Below are 26062 nucleotides of genomic sequence, written 5' to 3'. Positions count from 1 at the left end.
CTACTTCACCACGTTGAACGCGTCGACCATGCCGGCGCCGTAGAACGAGGTGCGCTGCCCGCCGGAGCAGGTCGCGTTGTAGGCCGTCGGGCCCGCCGAGATCAGCGGCACCGGGTTGTAGACGCCCGCCGGGCAGGACATGGACACGGAGGTGCCCTCCAGGAACGCCGCCAGCGCGCCCGGAGCCAGGTCGGGGTGCGCCGACAGCGCCAGCGCCGCGACGCCGGTGGCGTGCGGGCCGGACATCGAGGTGCCCTGCTTGTAACCCCACCCGTTGGTCTTGGTGGTGGTGTTGAAGGTCGTCGACAGGATGCCGTCGGTCAGCGTCGACCGGACGCCCTGGGTACGGAACCGGGTGTCACCACCCGGGGCCGTCACATCCACCACGCCCAGACCGTACGAGGAGTAGTAGCTCTTCGCGCCGGTCGGACCGACCGCCGAGACGGTCACCACGCCCGGGGCCTCCGCGGGGAGGTCCATGCAGGCGCTGGTGAGGTTCTCGCGCACCTCCGGCGTCCCGTCGTCCGGGCTGCCGGTGTCGGTGATCTTGTGGGCCAGGTCGTAGTTGGAGTTACCCGCGGACGCCACGTTGAGCACGCCCTGGCTGTTCGAGTAACGGATGGCGCGCTGCACGGCCTGCCACACCGGACGCTGGCGGACGTCGTTGCGGCAGTTCAGCTCCCACGGGTCGATGTAGTAGCTGTTGTTGGTGACCCGCATGCCGTGCGTGGCGGCCCACATGAACCCGCAGACCGCAGCCTCCGGGTAGATGTAGCCGTCGTCGTTGACCACCTTGACGGAGGCGACCTTGACGCCCGGCGCGATGCCGGTCACGCCGACGCCGTTGACGGCGGCGGCGATGGTGCCGGCCACGTGGGTGCCGTGGTCGCTGGTGGTCGGGTTCCACGCCGCCTCGGTGGTGTCGGCGACACCGCCCAGGCAGGACGTGCTCTTGTCCTTGGCGATCTGGGTCGCCAGGTCGGGGTGGGTGCTGGAGATGCCGCTGTCCAGCACGCCGACGACGACGTTCGAGCTACCGGCGTTCTTCGCCTGCGCCTGCGGGACGTGGATCATGTCCATGTCCCACTGCTGCCCGTAGAGGGGCTCGTTGGTCGGGCCGCCGGTGGCGCTGGCGACGTCGGCCGCGGAGACCTCCACGGTCTCGCCCTCGTCGAGGGCGGTGCCCAGGCCGGCGGTGGACGCCACCGACTCGACGCCCGCCCCCGCCACCTGGGTGGCGAAGTTCGGGTTGGTCGAGCGGACGACGAGCACGCCGATCTGGTCGTAGGTGGCCACGACGGTGCCGTTGGCGGCCGCCACGCGGGCGGCGGCCTTGCTGGTGTTGGCGCCCTGCGGGGCGAGGACCAGATACGAGGTGTCCGGTCCGGCGGCCGCCGCCGGAGCCAGCCCGCCGGTGAGGGCGAGGCCGACGCCGAGCGTCACGGCGGACGCGGCGGCCAGCGTCTTGCGACGGAGGTTCTTCACACAGACTCCCAGGGGGCCGATCCGGCCGGCCGCGCTCCCTGGCGGGAAGCGGGCCGGCGGAAGACGAGCAGGTTGCTTGCCTTCGGTCAACCAGCGTAGGCAGTGGGTGTGTTGTTACACACACCCGAACGGCTGAACAACAACCGTCAGACGGTGGCCAACGTGTAGGGAATCTCGTCGAGCAGTTCACGGGCGAGAAAGCCGATCCGGCCGTACCGGGGGACCAGGCGTTGTCCGCTCACCGCGTGCGCGAACGCGGCCCAGCAGGCGGCCTGGGCCGGCTCGGCGCCCCGGGACAGCAGCCCGGCGAGGAGACCGGCGCGGACGTCACCGCTGCCCGACGTGCCCAGGCCGGCGTCGCCGCTCTCCTCCCGCCAGCCCCGCCCGTCCGGCGTGGCGATGTGGCCGTAGAGGGAGACCACCGCGTCGTACCGGCGGGCCAGTTCGGCCGCCGCGGCGTCCAGGTCGTCGCCGGGCTCGCGGTCGAGCAGGTGCCGGGCCTCGGCGAGGTTGGGGGTGAGCACCACCTTGCGGCCCGAACCGACCAACAGGCCGGGCTCGTGGCTGAGCGCGCCGAGGGCGTACGCGTCGAGCACCAGCGAGGTCGCCGGCCCGGCCGCGTCGAGGACCAGGTGCAGCAGTGCGCGGGTGGCGTCGATGTTCTTCAGCCCGGGGCCGACCGCCACCACGTCCGCCTCGGCGACCAGGCCGCCGAGCAGGTCGCCCGGGTCGTCCCGCACCGCCCCGTCGGCCGTCTCGGCCAGGCCGACGACGAGCGCCTCGGGCACCTGGATGCTGAGCGCGGCGGCGGTGGACTCGGCGGCGGCCAGTTGCAGCACGCCCGCGCCGGCGCGTAGCGCGGCCACCCCGGCGAGCAGCACCGCGCCGGGGGTGAACCGGGACCCGCCGACCACCAGCACCGTGCCCCGGGCCTCCTTGCCGCCGGTCGGCACGGGCAGCGCCCAGTCGCGCAGCAGGGCGGGCGTGATCACATCAGACGGGTTCGGCATGGACCTCGTCCTCCCGGGTGGGTCGCGCGCCCTCCTGGCGGAGGTGGGTGACGTCGTTGAACACGTCGAGGGTGAGCCGGCCGGCGGCGTCGGCCGACCAGCCGGTGACCGAGCAGTTGGCGATCGAGTGCGCCCGGGTCAGCGCCAGCAGGTCCGCCTCGGTGATCCCCTCCACCAGATAGCGGAACAGGAAGACCAGTGCGTCGTGGCCGAACAGCAGCACCCGCCCGCCCTCATGGTCCCGGCGCAGGTCGCCGAGGAGCGCGCGCAGCCGTAGCGCCACGTCCGGCCAGGACTCGCCGCCCGGCGGCCGGTAGTAGAACTTGCCGAGCCGGGTTCGCCGCGCCGCTTCCTCCGGGAACCGCCGCCGCACCCCGTGCGCGGTCAGCCCGTCGAGGATGCCGAGCTCCCGGTCGCGCAGCCGCTCGTCCCGGGTGACCGGGATGCCGGTGCCGGCCAGCGCCAGCTCGGCGGTCTGCACCGCCCGCAGGTAGGGCGACATCACCGCGACGTCCGGCCGGTGCGCCTCGGGCAGCCCGGCCAGCCAGCGGCCGGTGGCTCGGGCCTGCTCCTGCCCGGTCGGGGAGAGCGGCACGTCCGCGTCCCGGTGGCTGAGCTCGATCAGCTCCGCGCCGGACGCCTCGGCCGTGCCGGCCGCCACGTTCGCCGTGCTCTCGCCATGCCGCACGATCCACAGCGCTGCCAGTTCCGCCATGCGGCAACCGGTACCCGGGCCCTCCGCCGGGTAACCGTCCCGACCCGGCCCGGCCGCCCGGCCCGCGGCGCCGTCCCGGACCAGCTTGGTGGGCGTGAACGGGCCGACCGGGGGTATGCGCTGGCTCGACCAACACGGACAGGGGAGGTACGCCGTGGCGACCATGACCAAGGAACAGATGAGCCCGGTGCGGGACAAGAACTACGACCTGATCCACACCGTGCAGATGTCCCTGGAGAACATCTACCGGATGGACACCTACATCTCCGACGCGGAGCAGCGCGGCGACACCGAACTCGCCAACTGGTTCCGCAAGATCCAGGAGAACAACCGCAAGGCGGGTGACCAGGGCAAGCAGATGCTCATGATGCGAATGCAGCAGGAAGGTCGCTGAGCACCGGCGCCGCCGGGGCCGGACGGGCGAACCCGTCGTGCCCGGTCCCGGCAGCCGCGACCCCCGGGCGCCCCGACCGACCGCCGTCGCGGCACGGGGCAGCGACCCGGCCAATGGATGAAGCAGAATGTCCCGTCCGACACGACGGGATGGAGCCATCCATGACGGTCCTCAGGGGTCTGCGGGAAGCGCTGGTGCTGTTCGTCATCGCCGTGGTGGCCGTCGCGATCGCTGCCGGCCTGTGGGTCGCGGTGTCCGGTGGCGACTACGTCCACCGGTTCGGCATCGCCCTGGTCGTCATCGGGGCGCTGCTCGGCGTCACCGGCGACCTGACCCTGAGCCGGGTCGGCATGCTGGGCGCCCGTGCCGCGTTCGGCTTGGCGCCCGAGCGGGAGACCGCCGGCGGGGGGCGGGTGCTCACCGGCGTGGGGATCTTCCTGTTCGTCGGGCTCCCGCTGGTCGTGGCGGGCATCGCGCTGATCTCCTGACCCGCGTGCCGCTGTCGCGGACGACCCGCGGTCGCCGGATGGCGGCTACGGTGTGAGGCGTGGCGACCAAGGCGGCCGAGGAGATCCGGGTGGGCGAGCGGCTGGTCCGCGTCTCCAGCCCCGACAAGCCGTACTTCCCGGAGCGCGGCCTGACCAAGCTGGACGTGGTGCGCTACTTCCTCGCCGTCGGCGACGGCATCCTGCGCGCGCTGCGCGACCGGCCGACCATGTTGGAGCGGTGGCCGCGTGGCGTGTTCGAGGGCGCGAAGATCGCCACCCGGCAGGACAACCGCGGCGACGCGTTCTACCAGAAGCGGCTGCCGGCCGGCGCCCCCGACTGGGTGCGCACGGTGCACATCACCTTTCCCAGTGGCCGGACCGCCGACGAGGTGGCCCCGAGCGAGCTGGCCGTGGTGATCTGGGCGGCGAACCTGGGCACGCTGCGGTTCCACCCGTGGCCGGTCTCGGCCGGCGACGTGGAGCACCCGGACCAGCTCCGGATCGACCTGGACCCGATGCCGGGGGTGGACTTCGCCCAGGTGGTCCCGGTCGCCCACGAGGTACGCGCGTTCCTGGACGAGCTGGGGCTGGCCGGCTACCCGAAGACCACCGGTGGCCGGGGCATCCACGTCTACCTGTCGATCGAACCCCGCTGGAGCTTCGGGGAGTGCCGGCGGGCGGTGCTGGCGCTGGGGCGGGAGATGCAGCGCCGGCTGCCCGACCTGGTGACCACCACCTGGTGGCGGGAGCAACGGGACCGGCCGGTCTTCGTCGACTACAACCAGATGGCCCGCGACCACACCATCACGTCGGCGTACTCGATCCGGCCCAGCCCGCGGGCGCTGGTCTCCGCGCCGCTGGACTGGTCGGAGCTGGACGACGCGCGGCCGGAGGACTTCGACGTGGTCAGCATGCCGGCGCGGTTCGCCGATCGGGGTGACCCGCACGCCGGCCTCGACGACCGCCGCTTCTCCCTGGAACCGTTGCTGGAGCTGGCCGACCGCGAGGGCTTGGAGGCCCCGCCGGAGCGCTGACCCGGCACCCTCACTGCCAGGCGGTCTGCGTGCCGTCGAACTCCTCGAAGACCAGCCAGGTCCGGGTGGACAGCACCCCGGCGATGCTCTGCACCCGCTCCAGCACGACGTTCCGCAGGGTGGCGTTGTCCGGCGCCCGGACCAGGGCCAGCACGTCGTGCTCGCCGCTGAGCAGCGCCGCGTGCTCGACGTAGCGCACCCGGGCCAGCTCGGCCGAGACCTCCCGCCAGGTGTTCTGCTCGATGGTCAGCGCGATGTACGCCGAGGTGCCCAGCCCGGCCGGTTCCGGCGCCACCCGCGCCTGGAACCCGGCGATCACCCCGTCCCGCACCAGCCGCTCCACCCGGGCGTACGCGTTGGTGCGCGAGACGTGCACGCGTTCGGCCAGCGTACGGATGGAGAGCCGGCCGTCGCGGACCAGTTCGTGCAGGATTCGCCGGTCGACCTCGTCGAGCCGCCCGGCCGAACGTCCCGTTCCGCCTGCCGTGCCCGGTGTGGCCCCGGTCTCCTGGCTCATGAAGCCCTCATCTCCGTGCCATTCGTCCCGCGTTCATCCGGGATGTTGAGTCAATCATCCGACAGCAGGAGCATAGGGCCACCACACGTCCAGGAGGTCCCCGCCGTGACGACCACACCCCAGGCGGTCCGCAGGGCAACCCCCCGCACCCGCCGGCCGGCCACCCCGGCCGCCCCCGAGCCGACGGACGGCCTGCTGCCGCGCACCGAGCCGGTCCGACTGCTGAACCCCGACGGCACCCCGCTGCCGCCCCGGGACGACTATCCGGAGCCGCCGGTCGAGGCGCTGCGGGAGATGTACCGCCGGATGGTCGTCGGCCGCCGCTTCGACGTGCAGGCCACCGCGCTGACCAAGCAGGGCCGCCTCGCCGTCTACCCGTCCTCCCGAGGGCAGGAGGCGTGCCAGGTCGGCGGAATCCTCGCCCTGCGCGACACCGACTGGGTCTTCCCCACCTACCGCGAGTCGATGGCGCTGACCGCCCGGGGCATCGACCCGGTCGAGGTGCTCACCCTGCTGCGCGGCGACTGGCACTGTGGCTACGACCCGGCCGCCCGGCACACCGCGCCGCAGTGCACCCCGCTGGCGACCCAGTGCGTGCACGCCGCGGGCCTGGCGTACGGCGAGTCCTACCAGGGGCGGGACACCGTCGCGCTGGCCTTCATCGGCGACGGCGCGACCAGCGAGGGCGACTTCCACGAGGGGGTCAACTTCGCCGCCGTGTTCAAGGCCCCGGTCGTCTACTTCGTGCAGAACAACAAGTACGCGATCAGCGTCCCGCTCTCCCGGCAGACCGCCGCGCCGAGCCTGGCGTACAAGGGTGTCGGCTACGGCGTGCCCAGCGAGCAGGTCGACGGCAACGACCCGGTGGCGGTGCTCGCGGTGCTCACCCGCGCGGTCGAGCACGCCCGGGCCGGCCGGGGGCCGTTCCTGGTGGAGGCGCACACCTACCGGATGGAGCCGCACACCAACGCCGACGACCAGACCCGCTACCGGGACGCCGAGGAGGTCGAGGCGTGGCGGGACCGCGACCCGATCGCCCGGCTGGAGGCGTACCTGCGGGACCGGGGCGTGCTGGACGACGCCGCCGTCGCGGCGATCGCCGACGAGGCCGAGGCGTACGCCGCCGCGCTGCGCGAGCGGATGAACGCCCAGCCGGCGGTCGACCCGCTCAGCCTCTTCGACCACGTCTACGCGGAGCCGACCCCGCAGTTGGTCGAGCAGCGCGAGCAGGTCCGCGCCGAACTGGCCGCCGCCCGTGACCAGGAGGGGGACGCCTGATGGCCACCATGACCATGGCGAAGGCGCTCAACGCCGCGCTCGCCGACGCGATGCTCGACGACGAGCGGGTGGTCGTCTTCGGCGAGGACGTCGGGCAGCTCGGCGGCGTCTTCCGGATCACCGACGGGCTCCAGGCCCGGTTCGGCGACAAGCGCTGCTTCGACACCCCGCTCGCCGAGGCCGGCATCGTCGGCTTCGCCGTCGGCCTGGCCCTGTCCGGGCTGCGGCCGGTGGTCGAGATGCAGTTCGACGCCTTCGCGTACCCGGCGTTCGAGCAGATCGCCTCGCACGTGGCGAAGCTGCGCAACCGCACCCGGGGCGCGCTCAGCGTGCCGATCGTCATCCGGGTCCCGTATGCCGGCGGCATCGGCGGCGTGGAGCACCACTGCGACTCCTCCGAGGCGTACTACGCGCACACCCCCGGCCTGAAGGTGGTCACCCCGGCCACCGTCGAGGACGCCTACTCGCTGCTGCGTGAGGCGATCGACGACCCGGACCCGGTCGTGTTCATGGAGCCGAAGAAGCTCTACTTCTCCAGCGCCGAGGCGGAGCTGCCGGCCCGGACCGCGCCGTTCGGCAAGGCCGTCGTCCGGCGGGCCGGCACCGACGCCACCCTGGTCGCGTACGGCCCGGCCGTGCCGGTCGCGCTGGAGGCCGCCGAGGCCGCCCGCGAGGAGGGCTGGGACCTGGAGGTGGTCGACGTGCGCACCATCGTGCCGTTCGACGACGCCACCATCACCGCCTCGGTGCGCCGGACCGGCCGCTGCGTGGTGGTCCAGGAGGCGCAGGGCTTCGCCGGGGTCGGCGCGGAGATCGCCGCCCGGGTCCAGGAGCGCTGCTTCCACGCCCTGCACGCCCCGGTGCTGCGGGTGTCCGGCCTGGACATCCCGTACCCGGCGCCGATGCTGGAGCACACCCACCTGCCGTCGGTGGACCGGGTGCTGGACACCGTGGCCCGGCTCCAGTGGGACGACCAGCCGGACACCCGGTGGGTGGCGGCATGACCACCACGACCGGAACGCGCGACTTCCTCCTGCCCGACCTAGGCGAGGGGCTCAGCGAGGCGGAGATCGTCGAGTGGCGGGTCGCCGTCGGCGACGTGGTGACCGTGGACCAGACCGTGGTCGAGGTGGAGACCGCGAAGGCCGTCGTCGACGTGCCCTGTCCGTACGCCGGCCGGGTCGTCGCCCTGCACGGCGCGGCGGGCGAGGTCCGCCCGGTCGGCCAGCCGCTGATCACCATCGCGCCGCTGGACGGCGACGGCGGCGACGACCCGCACGCCACGTACCGCGAGGAGGAGCGGGCCGGCTCCGGCAACGTCCTCATCGGGTACGGCACCGGCCACGGCGGCGCCGGCCGCCGGCGCCGCCGCCCGCGCCTCGCCCTGGCCCCCGAGCCCGGTGCGTCGGCCCCGACCGCGACGGACGCGGCCACGGCCGGCGCCAGCGGCGCCGCCGCGGGCCGGGCGGCGGCGACCGGGGCGGAGCGTACCGAGCTGCCGGCCCGCCCCGGCCCGGCCGGGGCGACGGCGCCCCTGGTCATCTCCCCGATCGTCCGGCGGCTGGCCAGGGAGCGCGGGCTGGACCTGGCGGCCCTGACCGGCACCGGGCCCGGCGGCGTCATCCGCCGCGCCGACGTCGAGGCGGCGCTGGCCGCCCCGGCCGCGACGCTCGCCGCCGTGCCGGACGCGCCCGAGGCGCACGTCGGCCTCGCCCCGGCCGGCGACGGTGACGTGGTCATCCCGCTCACCGGCATCCGCAAGGCGATCGCGGACAAGCTCTCCCGCAGCCGGCGGGAGATCCCCGAGGTGACCATCTGGGTGGACGTGGACGCCACCGGGCTGCTGCAGACCCGGGCCGCGATCAACGCCGCCACCCCGGACGCGCCGGTCAGCATCCTGGCCCTGCTGGCCCGGATCTGCCTCAGCGGCCTGCGGAAGTACCCGCAGCTCAACGCGCGGGTGGACACCGAGGGGCAGCGGATCGTCCAGTCGGCCGGCGTGCACCTGGGCATCGCCGCGCAGACCGACCGCGGCCTGGTCGTCCCGGTGCTCCGCAACGCCCAGCGGCTCACCACCCGGGAACTGGCCGCCGCCCTCGCCGACACCACCGCCGCGGCCCGGGCCGGCACCCTGCCCCCGGCGCGGCTGACCGGCGGCACCTTCACCCTGAACAACTACGGGGTGTTCGGCGTGGACGGCTCCACCCCGATTATCAACCACCCGGAGGCGGCGTTGCTCGGCGTCGGTCGCATCGTGGACAAGCCCTGGGTGGTCGACGGGCAGCTCGCGGTCCGCAAGGTGACCCAGCTCAGCCTCACCTTCGACCACCGGGTCTGCGACGGCGGGGTGGCCGGCGGGTTCCTGCGGCACGTGGCGGACTGCGTCGAGCAGCCGGCGCTGCTGGTGGCGAACGTCTGACCTCGACCCGGCCCCGGGTCCCGGCCACTCCCGGGACCCGGGGCCGTGCCCGTTTCTCCTCCGCCGGACCGGGAAAGCGAGGCCGGTTGTCGACGGGGAGGGCACCGATGGCGTACCCGCACATGTACTCGGCCGGCGGCGTGCGTACCTACCCCGTTGCCGGCGCGCCCCTGATGTGCAACGCCCGCGAGCACGGCCTGACCGGGGACGGGACGACCAACGACCAACCGGCCTTCGCCGCCCTGGTGGATCGGCTGGGGGACGCGTACGGCGCCGACGGGCGGGCCCGGGTGATCTACTGTCCACCCGGGGTGTACTCGATCCGGGACGCCGGGACGGTGTGGCGCGCCGGCGTCTCGCTGGTCGGCGCCGGCCCCGGCGCGACCCGGTTCGTGCTGAGCAACTCCGGGAACCGGGCCGACCCGACCCCGCTGGCCTTCCACACCACCGCCCTGCACGGCGCGGACCGGGAACGGCACCTGGCGTACTGCACCTTCGCCGACTTCGAGATCGACGGCTCCGGGGTGGCCTCGGCCGAGTACAACCCGCTCGCCAAGGGCCTCGCCCTTCAGTACGTCGTGCGGGGGGTGTTCCGCAACCTCTACATCCACCACACCGCCGGGACCGGCCTGGGCTGCGACTTCCTCCAGGACAGCCTGATCGACGGGGTGCTGGTCGCCGGTTGCGGCCGGTTGGACAACGGCACCGAGATGGGCGGGGCCGGCATCGGGGTCGGCGTGGGCGGGTGGGGCAGCGTCGAGCGGCTCAACATCGTCAACTGCTCGGCGATCGGCAACGCCACCAACGGGATCTTCCTGGAGTTGCAGGAGGCCGGCGAGCTGCGCCCGCGGGGCATCCGGGTCATCGGCTGCCACGCCCAGGGCAACCGCTTCGGCATCTCCGACTGGGGCGCCAACGGGCTGATCGTCTCCGCCTGCACGATGACCGGCAACCTGGAGGCGGGCTTTCACGTCTCGGCCAAGGGCACCACCGGCACCGGCGGCCGGGGCGGCATCGTGACCGACTGCGTGATCGACGGCAACGTGCGCGACGGGATCAGCATCGGCAACACCCCCGGGCCGTACACCATCCGGGGCAACCGGATCAGCGGCAACGGCCGGTACGGCTACCACCAGCGCAGCCTGGGCGGCGAGGAGCAGGAGCGCGCCCGGGAGATCGTGATGGATAGCAACGACTTCTACGGCAACAGCCTGGACGCGATCCGGATCGACCGGCCGATCGCCGACGCGATCATCGTCAACAACCGGATCCGGGGCAACGGGCGGCAGTGCGGCCCGGTGGCCGACGGCGGTGGTCCCTCGGTGCGGTACAGCGAGCGGCAGGTGGTCGACCGGCTGGCGAACTGGCAGCACGACGAGCACCGGGGCAAGGTGGTACGGGTCGGCGACCGGGTCGCCGTGGTGGCCGCGAACGACTCCGCCACGCTGACCCTGGCGCCGATCCGTCCGGACGCCTTCACCGCCTGGAGCGCGGACACCCCGGCTCCCGGCACCCCGTACGAGCTGCCCGCGGCGCCGTCGACCAGAGCCGGGATCACGGTCGACGCCGCGCTCGATGCGGCCAGCATCCGGGGCAACCGGATCTGGGACAGCCGACAGCCGCGTGCCCAGACCCACGGGCTGTGGATCACCGGGCAGGGCAGTTGCGTGGATTGCCGGGTCGAGGACAACGACCTCGCCGGGAACGCGGACGGGCCGACCAGGCTGGACACCCCGCCGATCGGCGGCCGGTGGGAACGGAACCACGGCGACGACGACTGGGGCTGAACCGGTCGTCCCGGCCCGTCCGGCGCAACCGGGCGCAGCGCGTGACGCACGACCTTTTCCGCGTCGCCGATTCCCATTTCCGTACGCCTGCGCCGCAAAGGAAGTCGGTGCCCCGAGCAATTTCGCCGAATGGGCCTCGGCCTCCCGGCGGCCCGACAGAATGTGAGCCAAGGGGAGTGGAAATGGGGTGCGGAATATGGATGTGAGGCGGCGATTCACGCTGTTCGCGGTAACCATCGCAGCCACACCGTTGGTCGTCGGCGCGTGCACCGCCGACCAGAGATCCGCCGTGACGGGCGGCCACGGCAAGGCGGCGGCCGGGCCGTCGCTGACCGTGCTGCCGACCGACCGGACCAAGGGCGTGCCGATCAGCGCCGAGGTGGGGGCCAAGGTCAGCGGCGGGAAGATCACCGGCGTGAAGCTCACCGACGACAAGGGTCAGCCGGTGCCGGCCGCGCCGCGGGAGGACGGGTCGAGCTGGGTGCCGGACCGCCCGCTGCAGAATTCCCGGACGTACACGGCGGAGGTGACCGCGACCGGCGACTCCGGACGGACGACCACGCAGAAGACGACGTTCACCACGATGGCGAAATCCACCAAACCGGCCATCAAGAGCGAACTCTATTTCACCGGCGATCAGACGTACGGGACGGCGATGCCGTTGGTCGTCGCGTTCGATCCGCCAATTCCGAAAGAGGCCAGAGCGGACGTGCAGCGCCGGTTGTTCGTGAAGACCGACCCGCCGCAGCCGGGCACCTGGTCGTGGGAGTCGGACGGCAAGCAGGCCGAATACCGGGCGCCCGACTTCTGGAAGAAGGGCACGAAGATCAGCGTGCGGAGCGCCCTCGAGGGGCTGCCGATCGGCAAGGACGCCATCGGCGACGCCGACCACACCGCGACCTCCAAGATCGGCCGCCAGGTCACCCTCGACATCGACAACGCCACCAAGCAGATGTCCGTCTACCAGGAGGGCAAGCTGCTCCGCAAGATCCCGGTGAGTCTCGGCAAGTCGAGCACGCCGAGCTCCAGCGGCACGATGGTGATCATGGAGAAGTTCGACCGGACCACCTTCGACACCCGGGGCGACCCGAACGGCGGCTACGTGGTCGACGTGGACGACGCCCAGCGGCTGACCTGGGGTGGTGAGTTCATCCACTCGGCACCGTGGTCGGAGGGGGAGCAGGGCTACACCAACACCTCGCACGGCTGCGCCAACGTATCTGCCGCCGCCGCGGACTGGCTGATGGGCATCACCCAGGTCGGTGACCTGGTCACCGTCAAGGGCACCGAGGTGAAGCTGGACCAGGGCAACGGCTTCACGGCCTGGAACGTCAGCTGGGACGAGTTCGCCAAGGGCAGCGCGCTGCCGGTCCCGGCCGGGCTGAAGCCGACCCAGGCCGTGGCGCCCCACCCGGGCGCGGTGGCCGGCGGTTCGGCGCCCGCCCCGGAGCCCTCGAAGAGCAACACTGGCGGCTGACCGTCGGGGGAGGAACGATGACGGGCCGGCTCGCCGCTACGGCGGGCCGGCTCCGTGCGGTCAGGCCAGGTCGACGCGGGCCACGCCGGTCGCGGTCAGGCTGCCCAGCCAGAGCCGCTGCCCGTGCTGCCGGACGCCGGTGACCATCGGGTACGCGCCGCTCGGCCCGTGCAACGTGCGCAGCATCCGCCCCGCGCCGTCCACCAGCGCGACCAGGCCGTACCGGCGGGGCTGCGGCTGCACCGCGCCCGGCAGCAGGGCGACCAGCTGGCGCATCCGGGGGTGGGGCAGCAGCTTCTCCATGATCGGCAGCCGGGGGCTGGGCAGCGCGATCCAGTAGGTCCCGTCGCCCACGGCGGACACGTTGTCCGGGTACGCCGGCAGGTCGGTCAGCACGGTGGCCCGGCCGTCGGGCAGGTCCACCCGTAGCAGCCGGTGGGTGGCCGTCTCCACCAGCATCAGCGCGGACTCGTCCGGAGCCAGCGCCACCCCGTTGGGGAAGTAGAGCCCGCTCGCCACCACCTCGGTGCGCCCGGTGCGCCGGTCGTACGCGAGCACCCGGCCGTTGGGGCGGTGCTCCAGCAGGTCCCGTTTCCAGTGCGACAGCGGGAACCGGTCGGACGAGTCGGTGAAGTAGATGGTGCCGTCCCGGGCCACTGCGGCGTTGTCGGCGAGGTGCACCGGCGGCCCGCTGCCGGTCAGCTCCTGCACCGCCCCGTCCGGGGTGACCCGCAGCAGCCCCCGGTAGGCGTCGCAGACCACCAGCCCGCCGTCGACCGGGTCCAGCTCGATGCCGAGCGGCCGGCCGCCGGTCTCGGCGAGCAGCGTGGGACGGGTGCCGGCCGGGGCGTCCGCCGGCCACCACCAGAGCCGGCCGTCCTCGTCGCCGGTGACCACCCGGCCGTCCGGATCGATCAGCACGTCCTCCGGGCCGTGCGCCCCCTCCGGCAGCGGCAGCAGGTCCGCCCGGTCGAGCCGGACGTCGGTGGGGGCCCACGGCCCGTCCAGCGGCGGTGGCACGGTGGCCGGCTCGCGGACCGGCCGGATCAGCAGCGGCGGACGCTGGCGGGGAACGACCATCCGGCCATTCTTCCCCGCCGATGCCCGGCGGGGCAGCCCCCGGCGGCGTGTCGCCGAGGGCTGCCGACGTCGACGCTCAGTTGACCCGGCGGCGGAGGCGCCACCGGCCGAAGCCGGCCAGCAGCCCGCTGAGCGCCAGGTAGATCCCGCCTTCCAGCCACTGGAACGGCCAGTAGCGGTGGTTCGGCTGGTAGGAGAGCACCACGTGCAGGTCGAGCCGACCCAGGCAGACGGCGGTGTCGCCGAACGTGCCGGTCGCTCCGGTGCGCGGCGGGTCCTGGAAGCAGCGGTCGAAACGCTCCGCCGCGAGCGGCCGGCCGTCCGCGGTGCGCAGCTCGCTGACGTCGCTGACCCAGGCGTCGGGCACCGACAGCCCCTTGACCATCGGGGCCCCGGAGAGGCTGCCCAGCCCTCGCGCCTCGTTGATCGCCTCGGCGGTCATCGGCCGGGAGACGGTGACCGGCGGCATCAGGTGCGGCCGGACCACGTTCGGCATGACGAACTGCACCAGCGTGAACGCGACGGCGGTCAGCGCCATCGCCGGCAGCGTCCGGCGGACCAGCAGCCCGACCACCACGCCGAGCGTGAACGCGAAGGCCGCGTACGCGATCGGCGCGACGTTCCGGGCGCCGAAGACGATGGTGCTGAACCGGTCCCCGGCGAGCCGGTCGACCGGGCTGGCGGCCCAGGTCAGCAGCGCGCTGGCCAGGCCGGACACGGCGGTGGTGGCCGCCCCGACGACGAGCAGTTTGACGCTGAACCAGCGGGTCCGGGTGACGCTCTGGTTCCACACCAGCCGGTGCGTGCCCGCCTCCAGCTCGCGGGCGACCAGCGGCGCGCCCCAGAACATGCCGAGCACGGCGGGCACCAGGGCGAACAGGCCGGCCAGGTAGAGCAGGGTGTTCTGGTAGCCGCCGAGGAACTGGGCGAGCGCGCGGTCGCAGTCGCCGCCCGACCGGCAGCGGGACAGGTAGGCGTCGTGGCCGTGCCGGATCGCCAGGCCCAGGTGCACCAGGTAGGCGGCGAGCAGGGCCAGCCCGGCCAGGCCGGTGAGCGCCTGGGCCCGGAACTGCCGCCAGGCCAGCCGGGTCACCGCCGCACCTCCCGACTCGGGGCCGGCCCGGTGGGCTCGCCGGCCGCGCGGCCGAGGTACGCCAGCACCAGCTCCTCCAGCCCCACCGGCTCCACCGTCCCCGGCAGCTGCCCGCTCCCGGGCTCGACCCGGAGCAACCACCGCTCGTCCGGCCCGGCCGGCTCCCGCCGGACCAGCTCCACTCCGGCGGGCAGCCGGTCCGGCTCCCCGCGCGGCGCGACCAGCCGGCAGTGGCGGGACAGCAGGTCGCTGACGTCCCCGGCGAGCTGGACCCGGCCGGCGGCGAGCACCACCAGGTGGTCGCAGACCCGGGCCACGTCGCCCAGCAGGTGCGAGGAGAGCAGCGCGCTGGCGCCCAGCTCGCCCACGAACTCCATCAGGTGATGCAGGAACCCGTCCCGGGCGAGGGGATCCAGGGCGGCGGCCGGCTCGTCGAGGATCAGCAGCTCGGGGCGCTTCGCGGCGGCGACGGTCAGGGCGAGCTGGGCGCGCTGGCCGCCGGAGAGCCGGCCCGCCTTCTGCGACCGGTTCAGCCCGACCTGGTCCACCCGCCGCTCGGCCAGGGCGCGGTCCCAGGACGGGTTGAGCCACGCGCCCATCTGCAGGTGGTCGTCGACGGTCAGGGACGCATACACCGGGGTGTCCTGGGCGACGTAGCCGACCCGGGCCAGGTGGGCCGGGTCGGCGGCGGGCCGGGCGCCGAGCACCCGCAGCGTGCCCGCGGTGGGGCTGATCAGCCCGCAGGCGAGCTGGAGCAGGGTGGACTTGCCGGCGCCGTTCGGCCCGACCAGGCCGATCACCCGGCCGCGGGGGATCCGCAGGTCGCAGTGGGCCAGCGCGACCCGTTTCCCGTACCGCTTGGTCAGGCCCGCGGCGTGCAGCACCGGTGGGGAGTTCTCATCTGTCATGCCCCGAGCCTTCGCGGGTCGGCGGCCCCGGCCATCGGTCCGAGGCACGGTTCCCGGCCGCGGCGACCGTACTTTTGACCGGTTCGACCCGCGCCGCGATTGCCTAGCCTGGGCCGCATGGGAAATCCGGACCGGTGGAGCGTGACCGCCGACGTCGGGCTCGGGCTCGGCTGCGTTGTGGCGATCGCCGTGCAGGCGGCCGCGCTCGCTGCCAGTTGGGGCGGGCGGTACTGGGTGTTCGACTGCGCGGTCGGCGTCGTGGTCACGCTGCTCGCCCTGGTCCGGCGGCGGCATCGGGGGTGGACGGCGGTCGCGGGCCTGGTGGTCGCCGTGGTCGCCGTCCTCGTCGCCGACCTGGCCGGGCTGCCGCACGAGCCGGGTCCCGCCACCGCGCTGCCGCTGGCCGTGCTGGTCGCCTCCGCGGCCGGGGCGCTGCCGGTGCGACCGGCCGCCGCGATCGCCGCCGGTGGTCTCGCCGTGGTGGTGGCCGCGGCGATCGCCGCCGGTGTCACCGCGGTGACGTACTGGAGTGCGCTGGGCTGGCTGGCCGCCGTCGCGGTCGGCGCCGCGCTGCGGGTCACGGACGCCCGCCGCCGGGCCGCCGCCGAGCAGGTACGCCGGGACGAGCGGCTGGAGCTGGCCCGGGAGCTGCACGACGTGGTCGCCCACCACATCACCGGCATCGTCGTCCAGGCCCAGGCCGCGCAGCTGGTCAGCGACCGCCGGCCGGACCGGGCGCGGCAGTCCCTGGCCGGCATCGAGTCCGCCGGCTCGGACGCGCTCGCCGCGATGCGTCGCCTGGTCGGCCTCCTGCGGGACGACGCCGACGGGCCTCCGGCCTCGGCCGGTCCGGAGGAACTCGCCGAGCTGGTCGCCCGCTTCGAACGGCACGGCGTGGCGGTGGAACTGACCGTCCCGGACCACGCTCCCTCCTGGCCGCCCGAGGTGAGCGCCACCGTGTACCGCGTCGTCCGGGAGGCGCTGACCAATGTGACCCGGCACGCGCCCGGCGCGCGTACCGTGCGGGTGGCGGTAACCGAGGCGGCCGGAACCGTCACCGTGGAGGTCGTCGACGATGGCCCGGCCGCGGCCGGTGGGCAGCTGCGCCGCGGCGGGTACGGTCTGGTCGGGATGCGGGAGCGGGTCCGCGCCCTCGGCGGCGCCCTCTCCGCCGGCCCCCGCCCGGGCGGCGGCTGGTCCGTCGCCGCCGCCCTGCCCGTGCCGACCAGGGAGCGCCGTTGACCATCCGGGTGCTGCTGGCCGACGACCAGGCGATGGTCCGGAGCGGCCTGCGGATGATCCTGGAGGACCAGCCCGACATCACCGTGGTGGCCGAGGCGGTCGACGGGGTGGACGCGGTCGAGCAGGCTCGGCGACTCCGCCCCGACGTCTGCCTGGTCGACATCCGGATGCCCCGGCTCGACGGCCTCCAGGTCACCCGGGCGCTGGCCGGGCCGGGCGTGGCCGACCCGCTGCGCATCGTCGTGGTGACCACCTTCGACCTCGACGAGTACGTCTACGGCGCGCTGCGCGGGGGCGCCGTCGGGTTCATCCTCAAGGACGCCGGACCGGCCCTGCTGGTGGAGGCCGTACGGGCCGCCGACAACGGCGAGGCGCTGGTCTCCCCCTCGCTGACCCTGCGGCTGCTGCGGCACCTGCACCCGCCCGCGCGCCCGGCCGACGAGCGGTTCCGCCCGGCGCTGTCCAACCGGGAGCTCGAAGTGGTCCGGGCGATCGCCCGCGGCCGGACCAACCAGGAGATCGCGGCGGAACTGTTCATCTCGCTGAGCACGGTGAAGAGCCACCTGTCCGGGATCCAGCAGAAGCTGGGCGCACGCAACCGGCTCGAGATCGCGGCCTGGGCCTGGGAGAACCGGATCGTGGAGAGCGCCTGAGGGTTCTCCCGGAGGCGCTCGGGGTCGCCACCCGGGGGCTACCCGGAAACCGGGTCCCGAGCGGGCGGAAGTGTCGGTGGTTCGGGATAGGTTCCTGGGCATGGGGCAGCGCAGCGACCGGTTCCACGTGGAGATCGAGGTGGCCGACCACGTGGTCGACGTACGGGCGGTCGGCGAGATCGACATCGCCACGGTGGGGTCGTTCCGGGCGGCGCTCTGGGCGGCCCCGGCCCGTCCCGTGCTGCGGCTGGACCTGTCCGGCGTGCGGGTGCTCTCCGCGGCCGCGGTGCGCGCGCTCATCGCCGCACACCTGCGGATCCGGTCCCGGGGTGGTGAGCTGGTGCTGGTCGACCCCGATCCGGTGGTGGCCCGGGTGTTGCGCGCCACCGGCCTGCACCGGGTGATGACGGTGCGTGAGTCGGCCCGCGCGGGCGACCTGGTCGCCGCCTGACCCGACGGCGCGGGGCCGCCGGCGTGGCGCCGACGGCCCCGAATGTGGCGCTGCTTCGCGTCAGCGGACGCCGAGCAGGTCCACCACGAAGACCAGCGTCTCGTTCGGCTTGATGACGCCGCCGGCGCCCCGGGCGCCGTAGCCCAGGTGCGGCGGGATGGTCAGCCGGCGCCGGCCCCCCACCTTCATGCCGACCACGCCCTGGTCCCAGCCGGCGATGACCTGGCCGCCGCCCAGCGGGAACTCGAACGCATCACCCCGGTTCCACGACGCGTCGAACTCGCGGCCGGTCGAGTGGGCCACGCCGACGTAGTGCACGCTGACCAGCTGGCCGGGACGGGCCTCCGGGCCCTCGCCGACCGTGATGTCCTCGATGACGAGATCGGCGGGCGGCGCGCCCTCGATCGGGCCAACCTCGGGCTTCTCCATGAACGGGTCTCCTCGGTGCTGACGGTGCGGTCACCGTCGATCCTGCCGGATCGCGACCGGCCGATACCCGCCGGTCCCCGGGTCCACCCCAACGAGTGGACGGACGAAACCGGCGGGCGCCACCTCTCGGTGACGCCCGCCGGGCCGGTACCGCCGTCACTTCAGCCAGGGGAGCCGCCGCACGATGGGCAGCTTCGCCCAGGCCCGGCCGAAACCGAGGGTGTTGCCGGCGCCGACCAGGGCCAGGACGGCCAGCAGACCGGCGTAGATGAGGTGGTCGTCGAGGAACGGGTTGTTCTCGGGGGGCAGCACGGCCGTCCACATCATGACCAGCAGGAACCCGCCGGCGACCGCGGCGATCCGGGTGCCGATGCCGAGCAGCAGGGCCACGCCGATGCCGAGGAGGCCGAGCATGAACAGCCAGTCCGCCCAGGCCGCACCGGCGATGTCGTGGTAGAGACCCTGGAACGGGCCGGCCGCGCCGAAGGTGAGGAAGCCCTTGGTGGGGCTGTCCCCGTTGATCCAGGCGGCCTTCGCCGCGGTCTCGTGCCCCAGGCCGAACATCTTGTCCAGGAAGGCCCAGAGGAAGGTCCAGCCCAGCGCGATCCGGAGTCCGGCGAGGACGTACCGGGCGGCCTTCTCGCGGGTGGTCTCGGCGTCCCGAGTGGTCTGAGCCGCCGGAGCGATGGTGTTGGCGGTGACCCGCTCGATCGTCGCGGTCATGGTCTCCACGTCCCTTCTGGTGCCTCGCCCCGCGCTTTCCGGTGGCACCTTCATTCCACCTCCGCGGCGGCGTCCCGAGCAGGGCCGACCGGGCCCGTCCCGACCGGGACCTTGGACCCCTTCCGGCCCGGTCCGGTCGGCCTTCCCCGGCCTGCCGTCCGCCTCTGCCCGGGGTGCCCCGGCCGCGCCTACCGTCGCGAGTGGAAGACCGGATCGAGGAGGTCGTGATGCGGACATGGCAGGTGGGCGACGTGATGACCAGCGACGTCGCGACGGTGGGGGAGGAGACCCCGTACCGGCGGATCGTCGACGTGCTGATCCGGCGGGGCATCAGCGCCGTGCCGGTGGTGGACTCCTTCCGCCGGGTGCTGGGGGTGGTCTCCGAGGCCGACCTGCTGCACCGGGTGGAGCGGGCCGGTCACCCCGACCAGCGGCGGGTCTTCGAGGGGCGGCGCCGCCGCACCGCCCGGGAGAAGGCGGACGCGCTGGTCGCCAGGGACCTGATGACCGCCCCGGCGGTCACCACCACCGCACGGGCGTCGTTGCCGGCGGCGGCCCGGCTGATGGACCGGGAGCTGGTCAAGCGACTGCCGGTGCTGGACGACCTGGGCCGGCTGGTCGGCATCGTGACCCGCAGCGACCTGCTCCGGGTGCACCTGCGCAGCGACGCCGAGATCCGCGAGGACGTGGTGCAGGAGGTGCTGCGCCGGGTGCTTGCGATCCGGGACGGACTGGTCACCGTCCAGGTTCGCGACGGCGAGGTCACCCTGGACGGGCGGGTGGATCGGCGGAGCGCCGTCGACCTGGCCGGACGGCTCGCCGCGCAGGTCAGCGGGGTCGTCCAGGTGCACAACGCGATCGCGTACGACGTGGACGACACCACCCTGCTGGAGCGGGACCCCGTGCGCGCCCTGCCCATCGCCTGACCGACCGGGGTTCAGCGCGGCTGCGCGAGCTGGGCGGCCAGCAACCCGGGCGCCTCGGCGAGAGAGGGCCCGTACCAGGTCAGGTGGCGCCCCGAGACCAGCGCGGCCGGTACGCCGGGAAACGCCTCCGGCCCGTCCTCGGCGGTGAACCGGTACGGCTCGTCCGGCAGCACCACCAGCTCCGGGTCCTGGGCGCGCAGCTCGTCCAGGCTGGGGCGGGGATAGCGCTCCTCGTGGTCGGCGTACCGGTTGGCCACGCCGAGCCGGCGCAGCACGTCCCCGGCGAAGGTGTCCCGGCCGAGCACCACCCAGGGGCGCCGCCACACCGGCACCACCGCGCCCCGCAGCGCCGCCGGGGCGGGTGGTGCGGCCCAGGCGCGCCGGGCGGCCCGCAGCCACGCCGGCTCGGCGGGGGCGCCGAGTGCGGCGACCAGCTCGCCCAGCTGGGTCAGCGCCTCGGGCACCGTGCGGGGGAAGGTGACCCGCACCGGCACGCCGGCCGCGCGGAGGGCGTCCGCGTCGGCGCGCCGGTTCTCCTCCTCGTTGAGCAGCACCAGGTCCGGCCGCAGCGCCAGCACCCGGTCCAGGTCCGGGTACTTGCTGCCGCCGACTCGGGCGACGTCCAGCCCGGCCGGGTGGGTGCACCAGTCGGTCGCCCCGACCAGCACCTCGGGCCGGGTCAGCGCCACCGCCTCGGTCAACGACGGCACCAGCGACACCACCCGCACGGCCGCTCCCTTCCTCGCCCCCGCCCATCCTCGCCCATCGGCGATCGTCGGTCGGGTGGCCGGGGCCGCCGAAGGGCCCGGCGCCGGAGGCCGTGGCGCGGACGATCAGCGCCCGGTCTCGTCCAGCAGCGCGGTCACGTCCAGGTGCGCCGGACGACAGCCCACCGTCGTCGCGAAGCGCCGGACCGCGGCGTCGACCTGGTCGCGGACGACGGCGAGTTCGGCGTGCGGGGCCAGGTGCACCTCGACCCAGACGTCCGGCCCGGTCACCGGTCCGGTGAGCACCACCCGGGCCCGGCGCGTCCCGGGCGTGCGGAGCAGGTCCCGCTCCAGCGCGCCGGTCAGCAGCGCGCAGGCCACCCGGGTCCGGCCACCCCCGTCCCCGGGATGCGCCAGGGTGCCGGAGAGCCGGCCCGGCACCCGCGACCCGGCGACCAGCAGCCGCCCGCCGACCAGGGCCAGCAGCACCCCGCCGAGGGCCACCGCCAGGGCGCTCCACGGCGCGCCGACCCGCCACCAGGCGACCGGGCCGGCGCCGAGCAGCCTGCTGTCGCCGCCCGGCAGCCGACCGGAGCCGACGGCCAGGGCAGCGCCCCCGGCCGCCACCAGCAGCAGGGCGAGCACCGTCCAGAGCAGGCGGTGGGCGGCGTTGCTCACGTCGCCCGCCGGGCCGGCACGAGTCGGACCTCGATCCGGCCGTGGCGCGGCGCGGCCAGCCGGTCGAGTTCCCGGCGCAGCGCGAACTCCACGTCGGCGCGGGCCGCCGGGTCGCCGGTGGCGGTGACCCGGGGCCGCCAGGCGTCCCCGCGCCGGCGCAGGCGTACCCGGGCCCGCCGGATGCTCGGCACCGAGCGGACCGTACGCGCCAGCCGCCGCTCCATGCTGCGGCGGTGCAGGTGCCATCCGTCGTCCGCGGACAGCGGCAGCCGGGCCGGGTGCCAGCGGCGCAGCTCGGCGACCAGCACGCCCACGCCGAGCAGGGTGACGCCGGCGGCGACCGCCCGCACCGGGGCGTCCTGCCACCGGGCGGCGGTCAGCGTGGCGTACCAGCGGTGGACCAGCGGGCCGGGGCGGCCGAGCGCGGCGAGCAGCCCCTCGACGGCGAGCAGCACGCCGCCGGCGAGCAGGGCGACGGCGAGCAGCAGGGTGGCGACCCGGTTGGCGGTGCGCACGTCACCCTCCGGCCGCCGGGCGGCGGTGCACGTCGACTCGCCCGGGTCCGTGCCGGTCGGGCCACCGGGCGCGGCCGTCGCCGCTCGGCCCGTCGTGCGGACCGGCGTTAGCCGCCGGCAGGCGCAGGTCCACCACGGTGACGGTGACGGCCTCGACGGTGAGGCCGGTCTGCGCCTCGATCCCGGCGGCGACGCGTCGGCGTACCGCCTCGCCGACCGTCGGAAGGTGCGCGCCGTGGTCGACGACGAGGTCGAGGTCCACCCGGGCGGCGGTGCCGTCGACCCGGACGGTGGCCACCGGTCGGGAGGCGGCCGGGGCGCGCCGCGCCGCGTCCTCGGCCAGGCGGGCGATTGTCGCCTCGGTCCACGCCGGCGCGCCGGCCCGGCCGGGTGCGGCCGTGCCGCGTCGGGGCAGGGTGCCGGTCATGGTGGCGTCCCGGTCAGCGGCGCCGGTCCCCGGTCACCCGGTCGGCGAGACCGGGGACGGCGACGTCACCGTCGAGGACCCGGACCAGCAGCCAGCCGACCAGCCCGGCGAGCGTGGCGGCCGCCGCGGCGCCGGCCCCGCCCAGCGCCCAGACCGCGACCAGGAGGAACCCGGTGAGGAAACCGAACTGCTGCCGCGTCATGCCCACCTCCGCTCAACCGGCGACCGACCGGACGGGCGGGGCGTACCCGTTTCCGGGGTGTTCAGTCGCGCCGGCTCGACCGGGATGGTCAGTGCCCCGCCTGGGACGGTGGCCGGGCCCGGGGGGGCATCCGCCGTCCCGCTCGGCGGCCGACGGGTGGCCTCCGGCTGGCCCGCCGGAGGCCCCAGCGGTCCGGGGAACCGGATTCCGGCCGCACCGGCGACGCGACGACCATGATCGACGCCCTAGACTCGCTCCGGTCGACCACCGACGGATGGATCTGGCGAAGATGACGAGCACCGGCAGCGTGACGGACTCCTGGCTGCGCCCGATCACGTCCGGGGCCACCCCGGCCGGCACCCGCTCCGGCCAGGTGGTCCACCCCTCGCGGCGGCTCAGCGAGCTGGTGCAGGGCCGCCCGCCGGGTGTCACCGGCCACCAGTGGAGCACCGCCCTCCGGGAGGGCTTCGACCAGGTGGTGTGCGCGGCCGACCCGGGCCGGCCGCGCTTCGCCGTGCAGTTCGCCCCGCCGGCGGCGGCCGGGTCCCCGGCCCGGCGCGCCGAGCGGATGACCAGCACGGTCTGCGCCGCCGTCGGCCTGCCCGTGCTGCGGGTCGAATCGGCGACGCTGCGCGGGGCGGACCACGCCCGCCGCCTCGTCGAGTATCTCATCGACGCCCGCGCCTACAGCGCCGGCACCGGCCCGGAGGGCCGGGACGGGGTCGGCTTCCGGGACATCGTCGGCCGGCTCCCCGACGGTCGCCGCGGGCCGGTCAACGATCTCGGGGCGCTGGCCCGGGTCGCGGCCGTCGAGGCGTACGTGGAGCGGCGCCTGGCCGATCCGATCGTCCGCGGGCTGCACGTGTGCTGGACCGACGGCCCGGCCGAGGGGTGGAGCTGGGTCGAGGTGCGGCCCGGCCGGTGCCTGGTCGAGCGGGTCCAGCTCCTCGCGCAGCGGCTCGACTGCGGGGTGGAGCCGGGCCGGCTCGCCGAGGACCTCGCCGCGGTGGCGGTGGGGGAGCGGCTGCGCGAGCTCGACGCCGCCGAACCGCCGCTGGTGGACCGGGACGAGCTGCACCGACAGATCCGGGGGCTGGCCGCTCGGCGGGACGAGTTCGACGGCGGCTTCGCCTTCGACCACCTCTGCGCCGACTGACCCGGCGCGGCCCGGCCTTACCGCCCGGGCGAAATCCTTCTCGAAATCCCCAGATCGGGATTGAACCCTCGCCGCTGTCGCTCCGTACCTAAGCGGGAATGGACGCAGATCTTCCCGTCGCGCCGGAGGGCGCGGAGACGGTGCGGAAAGGGCATCGTCGGTCATCGACGTGCAACCGGAACGTCGCAGTGATCCTCACCCCGAATTCCGTCGGTCCGCCGGGGTCACGAATCAACTACCGGATCGAGAAGGAGAGCAATTCGATGCGCAGGTCCACACGGGCGCGCCGGTCATCCGGTAACGCGCGGAGCAAGCGAATGCTGGCGGTGGTCGGCACGCTCGCGGTCTTCGGCGGAATCGTCGCCGTCACCCAGATCTCGTCCGCCCAGGACCGGCGGACGACCATCCGTGCCGCCTCGGCGTCCTGCGTGGCCCCGAGCCCGGGCGCGACGTCGCCGGGCGGTCAGGGCAGCACGACCCGGACCTGGCAGAACGGTCGCTGGGTACGCAACCACTGGGGTGACGGTCAGATGTCGGTCGCCGAGTGCCAGCAGACCAAGGGTGGCGGGACGGGAGCGGGCACGCCCACCGTGGCCTGCCCGGACGTGAAGAGCAAACTCCCGCAGATGCCCGATCAGGCGCGCAACGAGGTGGACCGCAACCTCGCCCTGTTGGACGCGCAGATCGCCGAGGCCAACCGGCGGCTGGCCGCCGACGGCAACCGCGCCGGCCAGGACTTCATCAACAACGTCATCCTGCGACCGCTGGCGGACAAGCGCACCGCCACGCTGAACCGGATCGCCACCGCGATCGGCCGGGTGGCGCAGCGTCCCCAGGGCCTCGACCAACTCGCCCAGTGCGCCATTGCCGACAACGCCCAGAACGGCGGCCAGAACGGTGGGAACGACAACGGCGGTCAGACCGGCGGGAACGGCAACGGCGGTCAGACCGGCGGTGACAACAATGGTGGCCAGACCGGCGGCAACAACAACGGCGGCAACAACACCGGTGGGAACAACAATGGTCTCGACGTGCTCGCCAAGGACTGCAGCAACAGCAACCTGCAGCCGCACGACGGATTTCAGGCCGGAAATCGGTGCGTGAGCACCGCCTTCGGTGAGGTCGGCGCGGCGGCGAACAACCCGTCGCTGCTCATCACCCAGTTCCCGAACCGGGTCGAGCGCAACCAGCCCTTCACCCTCCGGGTCACCACCCGGAACCTGGTTCGCGACCGGTTCCTCGCCGCCGGTCAGGGCGGGTACTACCTGGAGAGCTCGCTGCTCAACGACCAGGGCCTGGTGCGCGGTCACTTCCACACCGCGTGCCGGATGCTCGACAGCACCCGGCAGCCCCCGAGCCCGCAGGACGTGCCGGCGTTCTTCGTCGCCACCGAGGACGGCAAGGGCGGCGCCCAGCCGGACGACGTGCTCATCCAGATCCCCGGCCTGCCGCAGTCGGGCCTCGCGCAGTGCGCGGTCTGGGCCGGTGACGGTTCGCACCGCATCCCGATGATGGAGCGGGCCAACCAGACCCCCGCCTTCGACGTGGTGCGGATCCGGGTCAACTGATCGTCACGACGGTCGGGGCCGCCCGGGCGCAGCCTGGAGGGCCCCGCCCGTCGGTGTCGGGCCGGTACGCGCGGGGGGCCGATGTGACGTCCGCGGACCGCCGGACGCCGATCCAGATGGCGGTCGGCGCCCGGGCCGGACCGGGACGCTGGCGGGTCCCCTGCGGCTGAAAATTGTTAACGCCCGGAAAACCGCCGGGGCCACGCCCAATTCTCAGCGTGACCCCGGGATGCCCAACGGTGATCCGGGACGGCTCAGCGGTTCTTGTACGCCTCCACCACCGACACCGGGATGCGGCCCCGCTCGGAAATCTCGTAGCCGTTCTTCACGGCCCATTCCCGGATGGCGCGGTTCTGCTCGCGGTCCATTCCCGAGGTGGCCGGGCCGGTCGTCCGCCGCGCCGCCCGCCCGGTCTCCACCGGCCCACGCCCAATCCGCCTGCCAGCGCTGATGTACGGGTCGAGGGCCTTGCGCAGGACGCCGGCGTTCTCGTCGGAGACGTCGATCGTGTACGCCACGCCGTCCAGGCTGAACTCGACGGTCCGGTCGGCCTTTCCGCCGTCCAGGTCGTCGGTCAGAACGGTGATTACTTTCCTTGCCATCGCCATTACTCCCTGTGTCGGGCGGGGTGTGGTTAAGAGTTTGACCTATGGCGTGGCAAATTCGCAACAATACCGCCGTTCGCCATTCGGCGGGTCGG

The 26062-nt window shown here is 74.2% G+C and carries 29 protein-coding genes; 14 read left to right on the top strand and 15 right to left on the bottom strand.

Annotated features, from left to right (window positions below):
* The 3 genes from Q2K19_RS29565 to Q2K19_RS29555 all read right to left on the bottom strand — a co-directional run bounded on the left by Q2K19_RS29565 (position 1) and on the right by Q2K19_RS29555 (position 3210).
* The gene (locus Q2K19_RS29565; RefSeq protein ID WP_302765419.1) at positions 1-1485 is read right to left on the bottom strand and encodes a S8 family peptidase; all 1485 of its coding nucleotides are present in this window, start codon (positions 1483-1485) and stop codon (positions 1-3) included.
* A gap of 146 nt (positions 1486-1631) precedes the next feature.
* Complete coding sequence (locus Q2K19_RS29560) at positions 1632-2495, bottom strand: NAD(P)H-hydrate dehydratase (protein WP_302765417.1); 864 nt, start codon at positions 2493-2495, stop codon at positions 1632-1634.
* Positions 2479-3210 carry a histidine phosphatase family protein gene (locus Q2K19_RS29555; RefSeq protein ID WP_302765415.1) on the bottom strand — a complete coding sequence of 244 codons (732 nt, stop codon included), beginning with the start codon at positions 3208-3210 and terminating at the stop codon, positions 2479-2481. The genes Q2K19_RS29560 and Q2K19_RS29555 overlap by 17 nt, the downstream gene beginning before the upstream one ends.
* A 163-nt stretch (positions 3211-3373) precedes the next feature.
* Here Q2K19_RS29555 and Q2K19_RS29550 point away from each other — a divergent pair, with 163 nt between their 5' ends.
* The 3 genes from Q2K19_RS29550 to Q2K19_RS29540 all read left to right on the top strand — a co-directional run bounded on the left by Q2K19_RS29550 (position 3374) and on the right by Q2K19_RS29540 (position 5126).
* Positions 3374-3604 (top strand): hypothetical protein, encoded by a 231-nt coding sequence (locus Q2K19_RS29550; protein ID WP_302772825.1) that lies wholly within the window; start codon positions 3374-3376, stop codon positions 3602-3604.
* A gap of 161 nt (positions 3605-3765) precedes the next feature.
* Positions 3766-4092: a hypothetical protein gene (locus Q2K19_RS29545; protein ID WP_302765413.1), complete on the top strand. Its 327-nt coding sequence runs from the start codon at positions 3766-3768 to the stop codon at positions 4090-4092.
* A gap of 59 nt (positions 4093-4151) precedes the next feature.
* The gene (locus Q2K19_RS29540) at positions 4152-5126 is read left to right on the top strand and encodes a DNA polymerase domain-containing protein (RefSeq protein ID WP_302765411.1); all 975 of its coding nucleotides are present in this window, start codon (positions 4152-4154) and stop codon (positions 5124-5126) included.
* Positions 5127-5136: 10 nt separating this feature from the next.
* Here Q2K19_RS29540 and Q2K19_RS29535 read toward each other — a convergent pair whose 3' ends face one another.
* Complete coding sequence (locus Q2K19_RS29535) at positions 5137-5643, bottom strand: Lrp/AsnC family transcriptional regulator (protein WP_302765409.1); 507 nt, start codon at positions 5641-5643, stop codon at positions 5137-5139.
* Between the two features lie 72 nt (positions 5644-5715).
* Here Q2K19_RS29535 and pdhA point away from each other — a divergent pair, with 72 nt between their 5' ends.
* From pdhA to Q2K19_RS29510, 5 genes are all read left to right on the top strand, one after another.
* Entirely contained in the window at positions 5716-6921 is a 1206-nt protein-coding gene (gene pdhA, locus Q2K19_RS29530) for a pyruvate dehydrogenase (acetyl-transferring) E1 component subunit alpha (protein ID WP_302772824.1), read from the top strand.
* Complete coding sequence (locus tag Q2K19_RS29525; RefSeq protein ID WP_302765408.1) at positions 6921-7925, top strand: alpha-ketoacid dehydrogenase subunit beta; 1005 nt, start codon at positions 6921-6923, stop codon at positions 7923-7925. The genes pdhA and Q2K19_RS29525 overlap by 1 nt, the downstream gene beginning before the upstream one ends.
* Positions 7910-9340 (top strand): dihydrolipoamide acetyltransferase family protein, encoded by a 1431-nt coding sequence (locus Q2K19_RS29520; RefSeq protein ID WP_302765406.1) that lies wholly within the window; start codon positions 7910-7912, stop codon positions 9338-9340. The genes Q2K19_RS29525 and Q2K19_RS29520 overlap by 16 nt, the downstream gene beginning before the upstream one ends.
* A gap of 107 nt (positions 9341-9447) precedes the next feature.
* On the top strand, positions 9448-11127 hold the full coding sequence (locus Q2K19_RS29515) for a right-handed parallel beta-helix repeat-containing protein (RefSeq protein WP_302765405.1): 1680 nt from the start codon (positions 9448-9450) through the stop codon (positions 11125-11127).
* Positions 11128-11323: 196 nt separating this feature from the next.
* Positions 11324-12604: a L,D-transpeptidase gene (locus Q2K19_RS29510; RefSeq protein ID WP_302765404.1), complete on the top strand. Its 1281-nt coding sequence runs from the start codon at positions 11324-11326 to the stop codon at positions 12602-12604.
* Positions 12605-12664: 60 nt separating this feature from the next.
* Here the strand turns inward: Q2K19_RS29510 and Q2K19_RS29505 are convergent, their stop codons facing one another.
* The 3 genes from Q2K19_RS29505 to Q2K19_RS29495 all read right to left on the bottom strand — a co-directional run bounded on the left by Q2K19_RS29505 (position 12665) and on the right by Q2K19_RS29495 (position 15685).
* On the bottom strand, positions 12665-13684 hold the full coding sequence (locus tag Q2K19_RS29505; RefSeq protein ID WP_302765403.1) for an SMP-30/gluconolactonase/LRE family protein: 1020 nt from the start codon (positions 13682-13684) through the stop codon (positions 12665-12667).
* Between the two features lie 76 nt (positions 13685-13760).
* Positions 13761-14777, bottom strand: a complete 1017-nt coding sequence (locus tag Q2K19_RS29500; protein ID WP_302765401.1) for an ABC transporter permease subunit — start codon at positions 14775-14777, stop codon at positions 13761-13763.
* Positions 14774-15685 (bottom strand): ABC transporter ATP-binding protein, encoded by a 912-nt coding sequence (locus tag Q2K19_RS29495; protein WP_302765399.1) that lies wholly within the window; start codon positions 15683-15685, stop codon positions 14774-14776. The genes Q2K19_RS29500 and Q2K19_RS29495 overlap by 4 nt, the downstream gene beginning before the upstream one ends.
* 117 nt (positions 15686-15802) lie before the next feature.
* Between Q2K19_RS29495 and Q2K19_RS29490 the strand changes: the two genes are divergently transcribed.
* The 3 genes from Q2K19_RS29490 to Q2K19_RS29480 all read left to right on the top strand — a co-directional run bounded on the left by Q2K19_RS29490 (position 15803) and on the right by Q2K19_RS29480 (position 18031).
* A complete protein-coding gene (locus Q2K19_RS29490; RefSeq protein ID WP_302765398.1) occupies positions 15803-16927 on the top strand; it encodes a sensor histidine kinase in 1125 nt (374 codons plus the stop codon).
* On the top strand, positions 16924-17580 hold the full coding sequence (locus tag Q2K19_RS29485) for a response regulator (RefSeq protein WP_302765397.1): 657 nt from the start codon (positions 16924-16926) through the stop codon (positions 17578-17580). The genes Q2K19_RS29490 and Q2K19_RS29485 overlap by 4 nt, the downstream gene beginning before the upstream one ends.
* 100 nt (positions 17581-17680) lie before the next feature.
* A complete protein-coding gene (locus Q2K19_RS29480) occupies positions 17681-18031 on the top strand; it encodes an anti-sigma factor antagonist (RefSeq protein WP_302765396.1) in 351 nt (116 codons plus the stop codon).
* A 60-nt stretch (positions 18032-18091) separates the two neighbouring features.
* Here the strand turns inward: Q2K19_RS29480 and Q2K19_RS29475 are convergent, their stop codons facing one another.
* Positions 18092-18460, bottom strand: coding sequence for an FKBP-type peptidyl-prolyl cis-trans isomerase (locus tag Q2K19_RS29475; RefSeq protein ID WP_302765395.1), 369 nt, complete (start codon positions 18458-18460; stop codon positions 18092-18094).
* A gap of 156 nt (positions 18461-18616) precedes the next feature.
* Positions 18617-19192: a DoxX family protein gene (locus Q2K19_RS29470; RefSeq protein WP_302765393.1), complete on the bottom strand. Its 576-nt coding sequence runs from the start codon at positions 19190-19192 to the stop codon at positions 18617-18619.
* A 218-nt stretch (positions 19193-19410) separates the two neighbouring features.
* On the opposite strand from Q2K19_RS29470, the gene Q2K19_RS29465 reads away from it, so the two are divergent.
* Positions 19411-20109, top strand: coding sequence for a CBS domain-containing protein (locus Q2K19_RS29465; protein WP_302765392.1), 699 nt, complete (start codon positions 19411-19413; stop codon positions 20107-20109).
* Positions 20110-20120: 11 nt separating this feature from the next.
* Here Q2K19_RS29465 and Q2K19_RS29460 read toward each other — a convergent pair whose 3' ends face one another.
* The 5 genes from Q2K19_RS29460 to Q2K19_RS29440 all read right to left on the bottom strand — a co-directional run bounded on the left by Q2K19_RS29460 (position 20121) and on the right by Q2K19_RS29440 (position 22638).
* The gene (locus Q2K19_RS29460; RefSeq protein WP_302765390.1) at positions 20121-20837 is read right to left on the bottom strand and encodes a helical backbone metal receptor; all 717 of its coding nucleotides are present in this window, start codon (positions 20835-20837) and stop codon (positions 20121-20123) included.
* Positions 20838-20942: 105 nt separating this feature from the next.
* Entirely contained in the window at positions 20943-21494 is a 552-nt protein-coding gene (locus Q2K19_RS29455) for a hypothetical protein (protein ID WP_302765388.1), read from the bottom strand.
* Entirely contained in the window at positions 21491-22009 is a 519-nt protein-coding gene (locus Q2K19_RS29450; RefSeq protein WP_302765386.1) for a hypothetical protein, read from the bottom strand. The genes Q2K19_RS29455 and Q2K19_RS29450 overlap by 4 nt, the downstream gene beginning before the upstream one ends.
* Before the next feature lies 1 nt (position 22010).
* A complete protein-coding gene (locus tag Q2K19_RS29445; RefSeq protein ID WP_302765384.1) occupies positions 22011-22436 on the bottom strand; it encodes an Asp23/Gls24 family envelope stress response protein in 426 nt (141 codons plus the stop codon).
* Between the two features lie 13 nt (positions 22437-22449).
* A complete protein-coding gene (locus tag Q2K19_RS29440; RefSeq protein WP_302765382.1) occupies positions 22450-22638 on the bottom strand; it encodes a hypothetical protein in 189 nt (62 codons plus the stop codon).
* Positions 22639-22927: 289 nt separating this feature from the next.
* On the opposite strand from Q2K19_RS29440, the gene Q2K19_RS29435 reads away from it, so the two are divergent.
* Together Q2K19_RS29435 and Q2K19_RS29430 are read left to right on the top strand one after the other, a co-directional pair.
* Complete coding sequence (locus tag Q2K19_RS29435; RefSeq protein ID WP_302765381.1) at positions 22928-23794, top strand: hypothetical protein; 867 nt, start codon at positions 22928-22930, stop codon at positions 23792-23794.
* A gap of 317 nt (positions 23795-24111) precedes the next feature.
* A complete protein-coding gene (locus Q2K19_RS29430) occupies positions 24112-25362 on the top strand; it encodes a hypothetical protein (protein WP_302765380.1) in 1251 nt (416 codons plus the stop codon).
* A gap of 254 nt (positions 25363-25616) precedes the next feature.
* Here the strand turns inward: Q2K19_RS29430 and Q2K19_RS29425 are convergent, their stop codons facing one another.
* The gene (locus Q2K19_RS29425) at positions 25617-25964 is read right to left on the bottom strand and encodes a histone-like nucleoid-structuring protein Lsr2 (protein ID WP_302765379.1); all 348 of its coding nucleotides are present in this window, start codon (positions 25962-25964) and stop codon (positions 25617-25619) included.
* Positions 25965-26062: the final 98 nt, after the last annotated feature.

Origin of the sequence: Micromonospora sp. NBRC 110009, assembly GCF_030518795.1 — a bacterium.
GTDB lineage: Bacteria > Actinomycetota > Actinomycetes > Mycobacteriales > Micromonosporaceae > Micromonospora.
The sequence above is the reverse complement of the archived record's forward strand: the minus strand, read 5'-3'. Positions and strand labels throughout refer to the sequence as shown.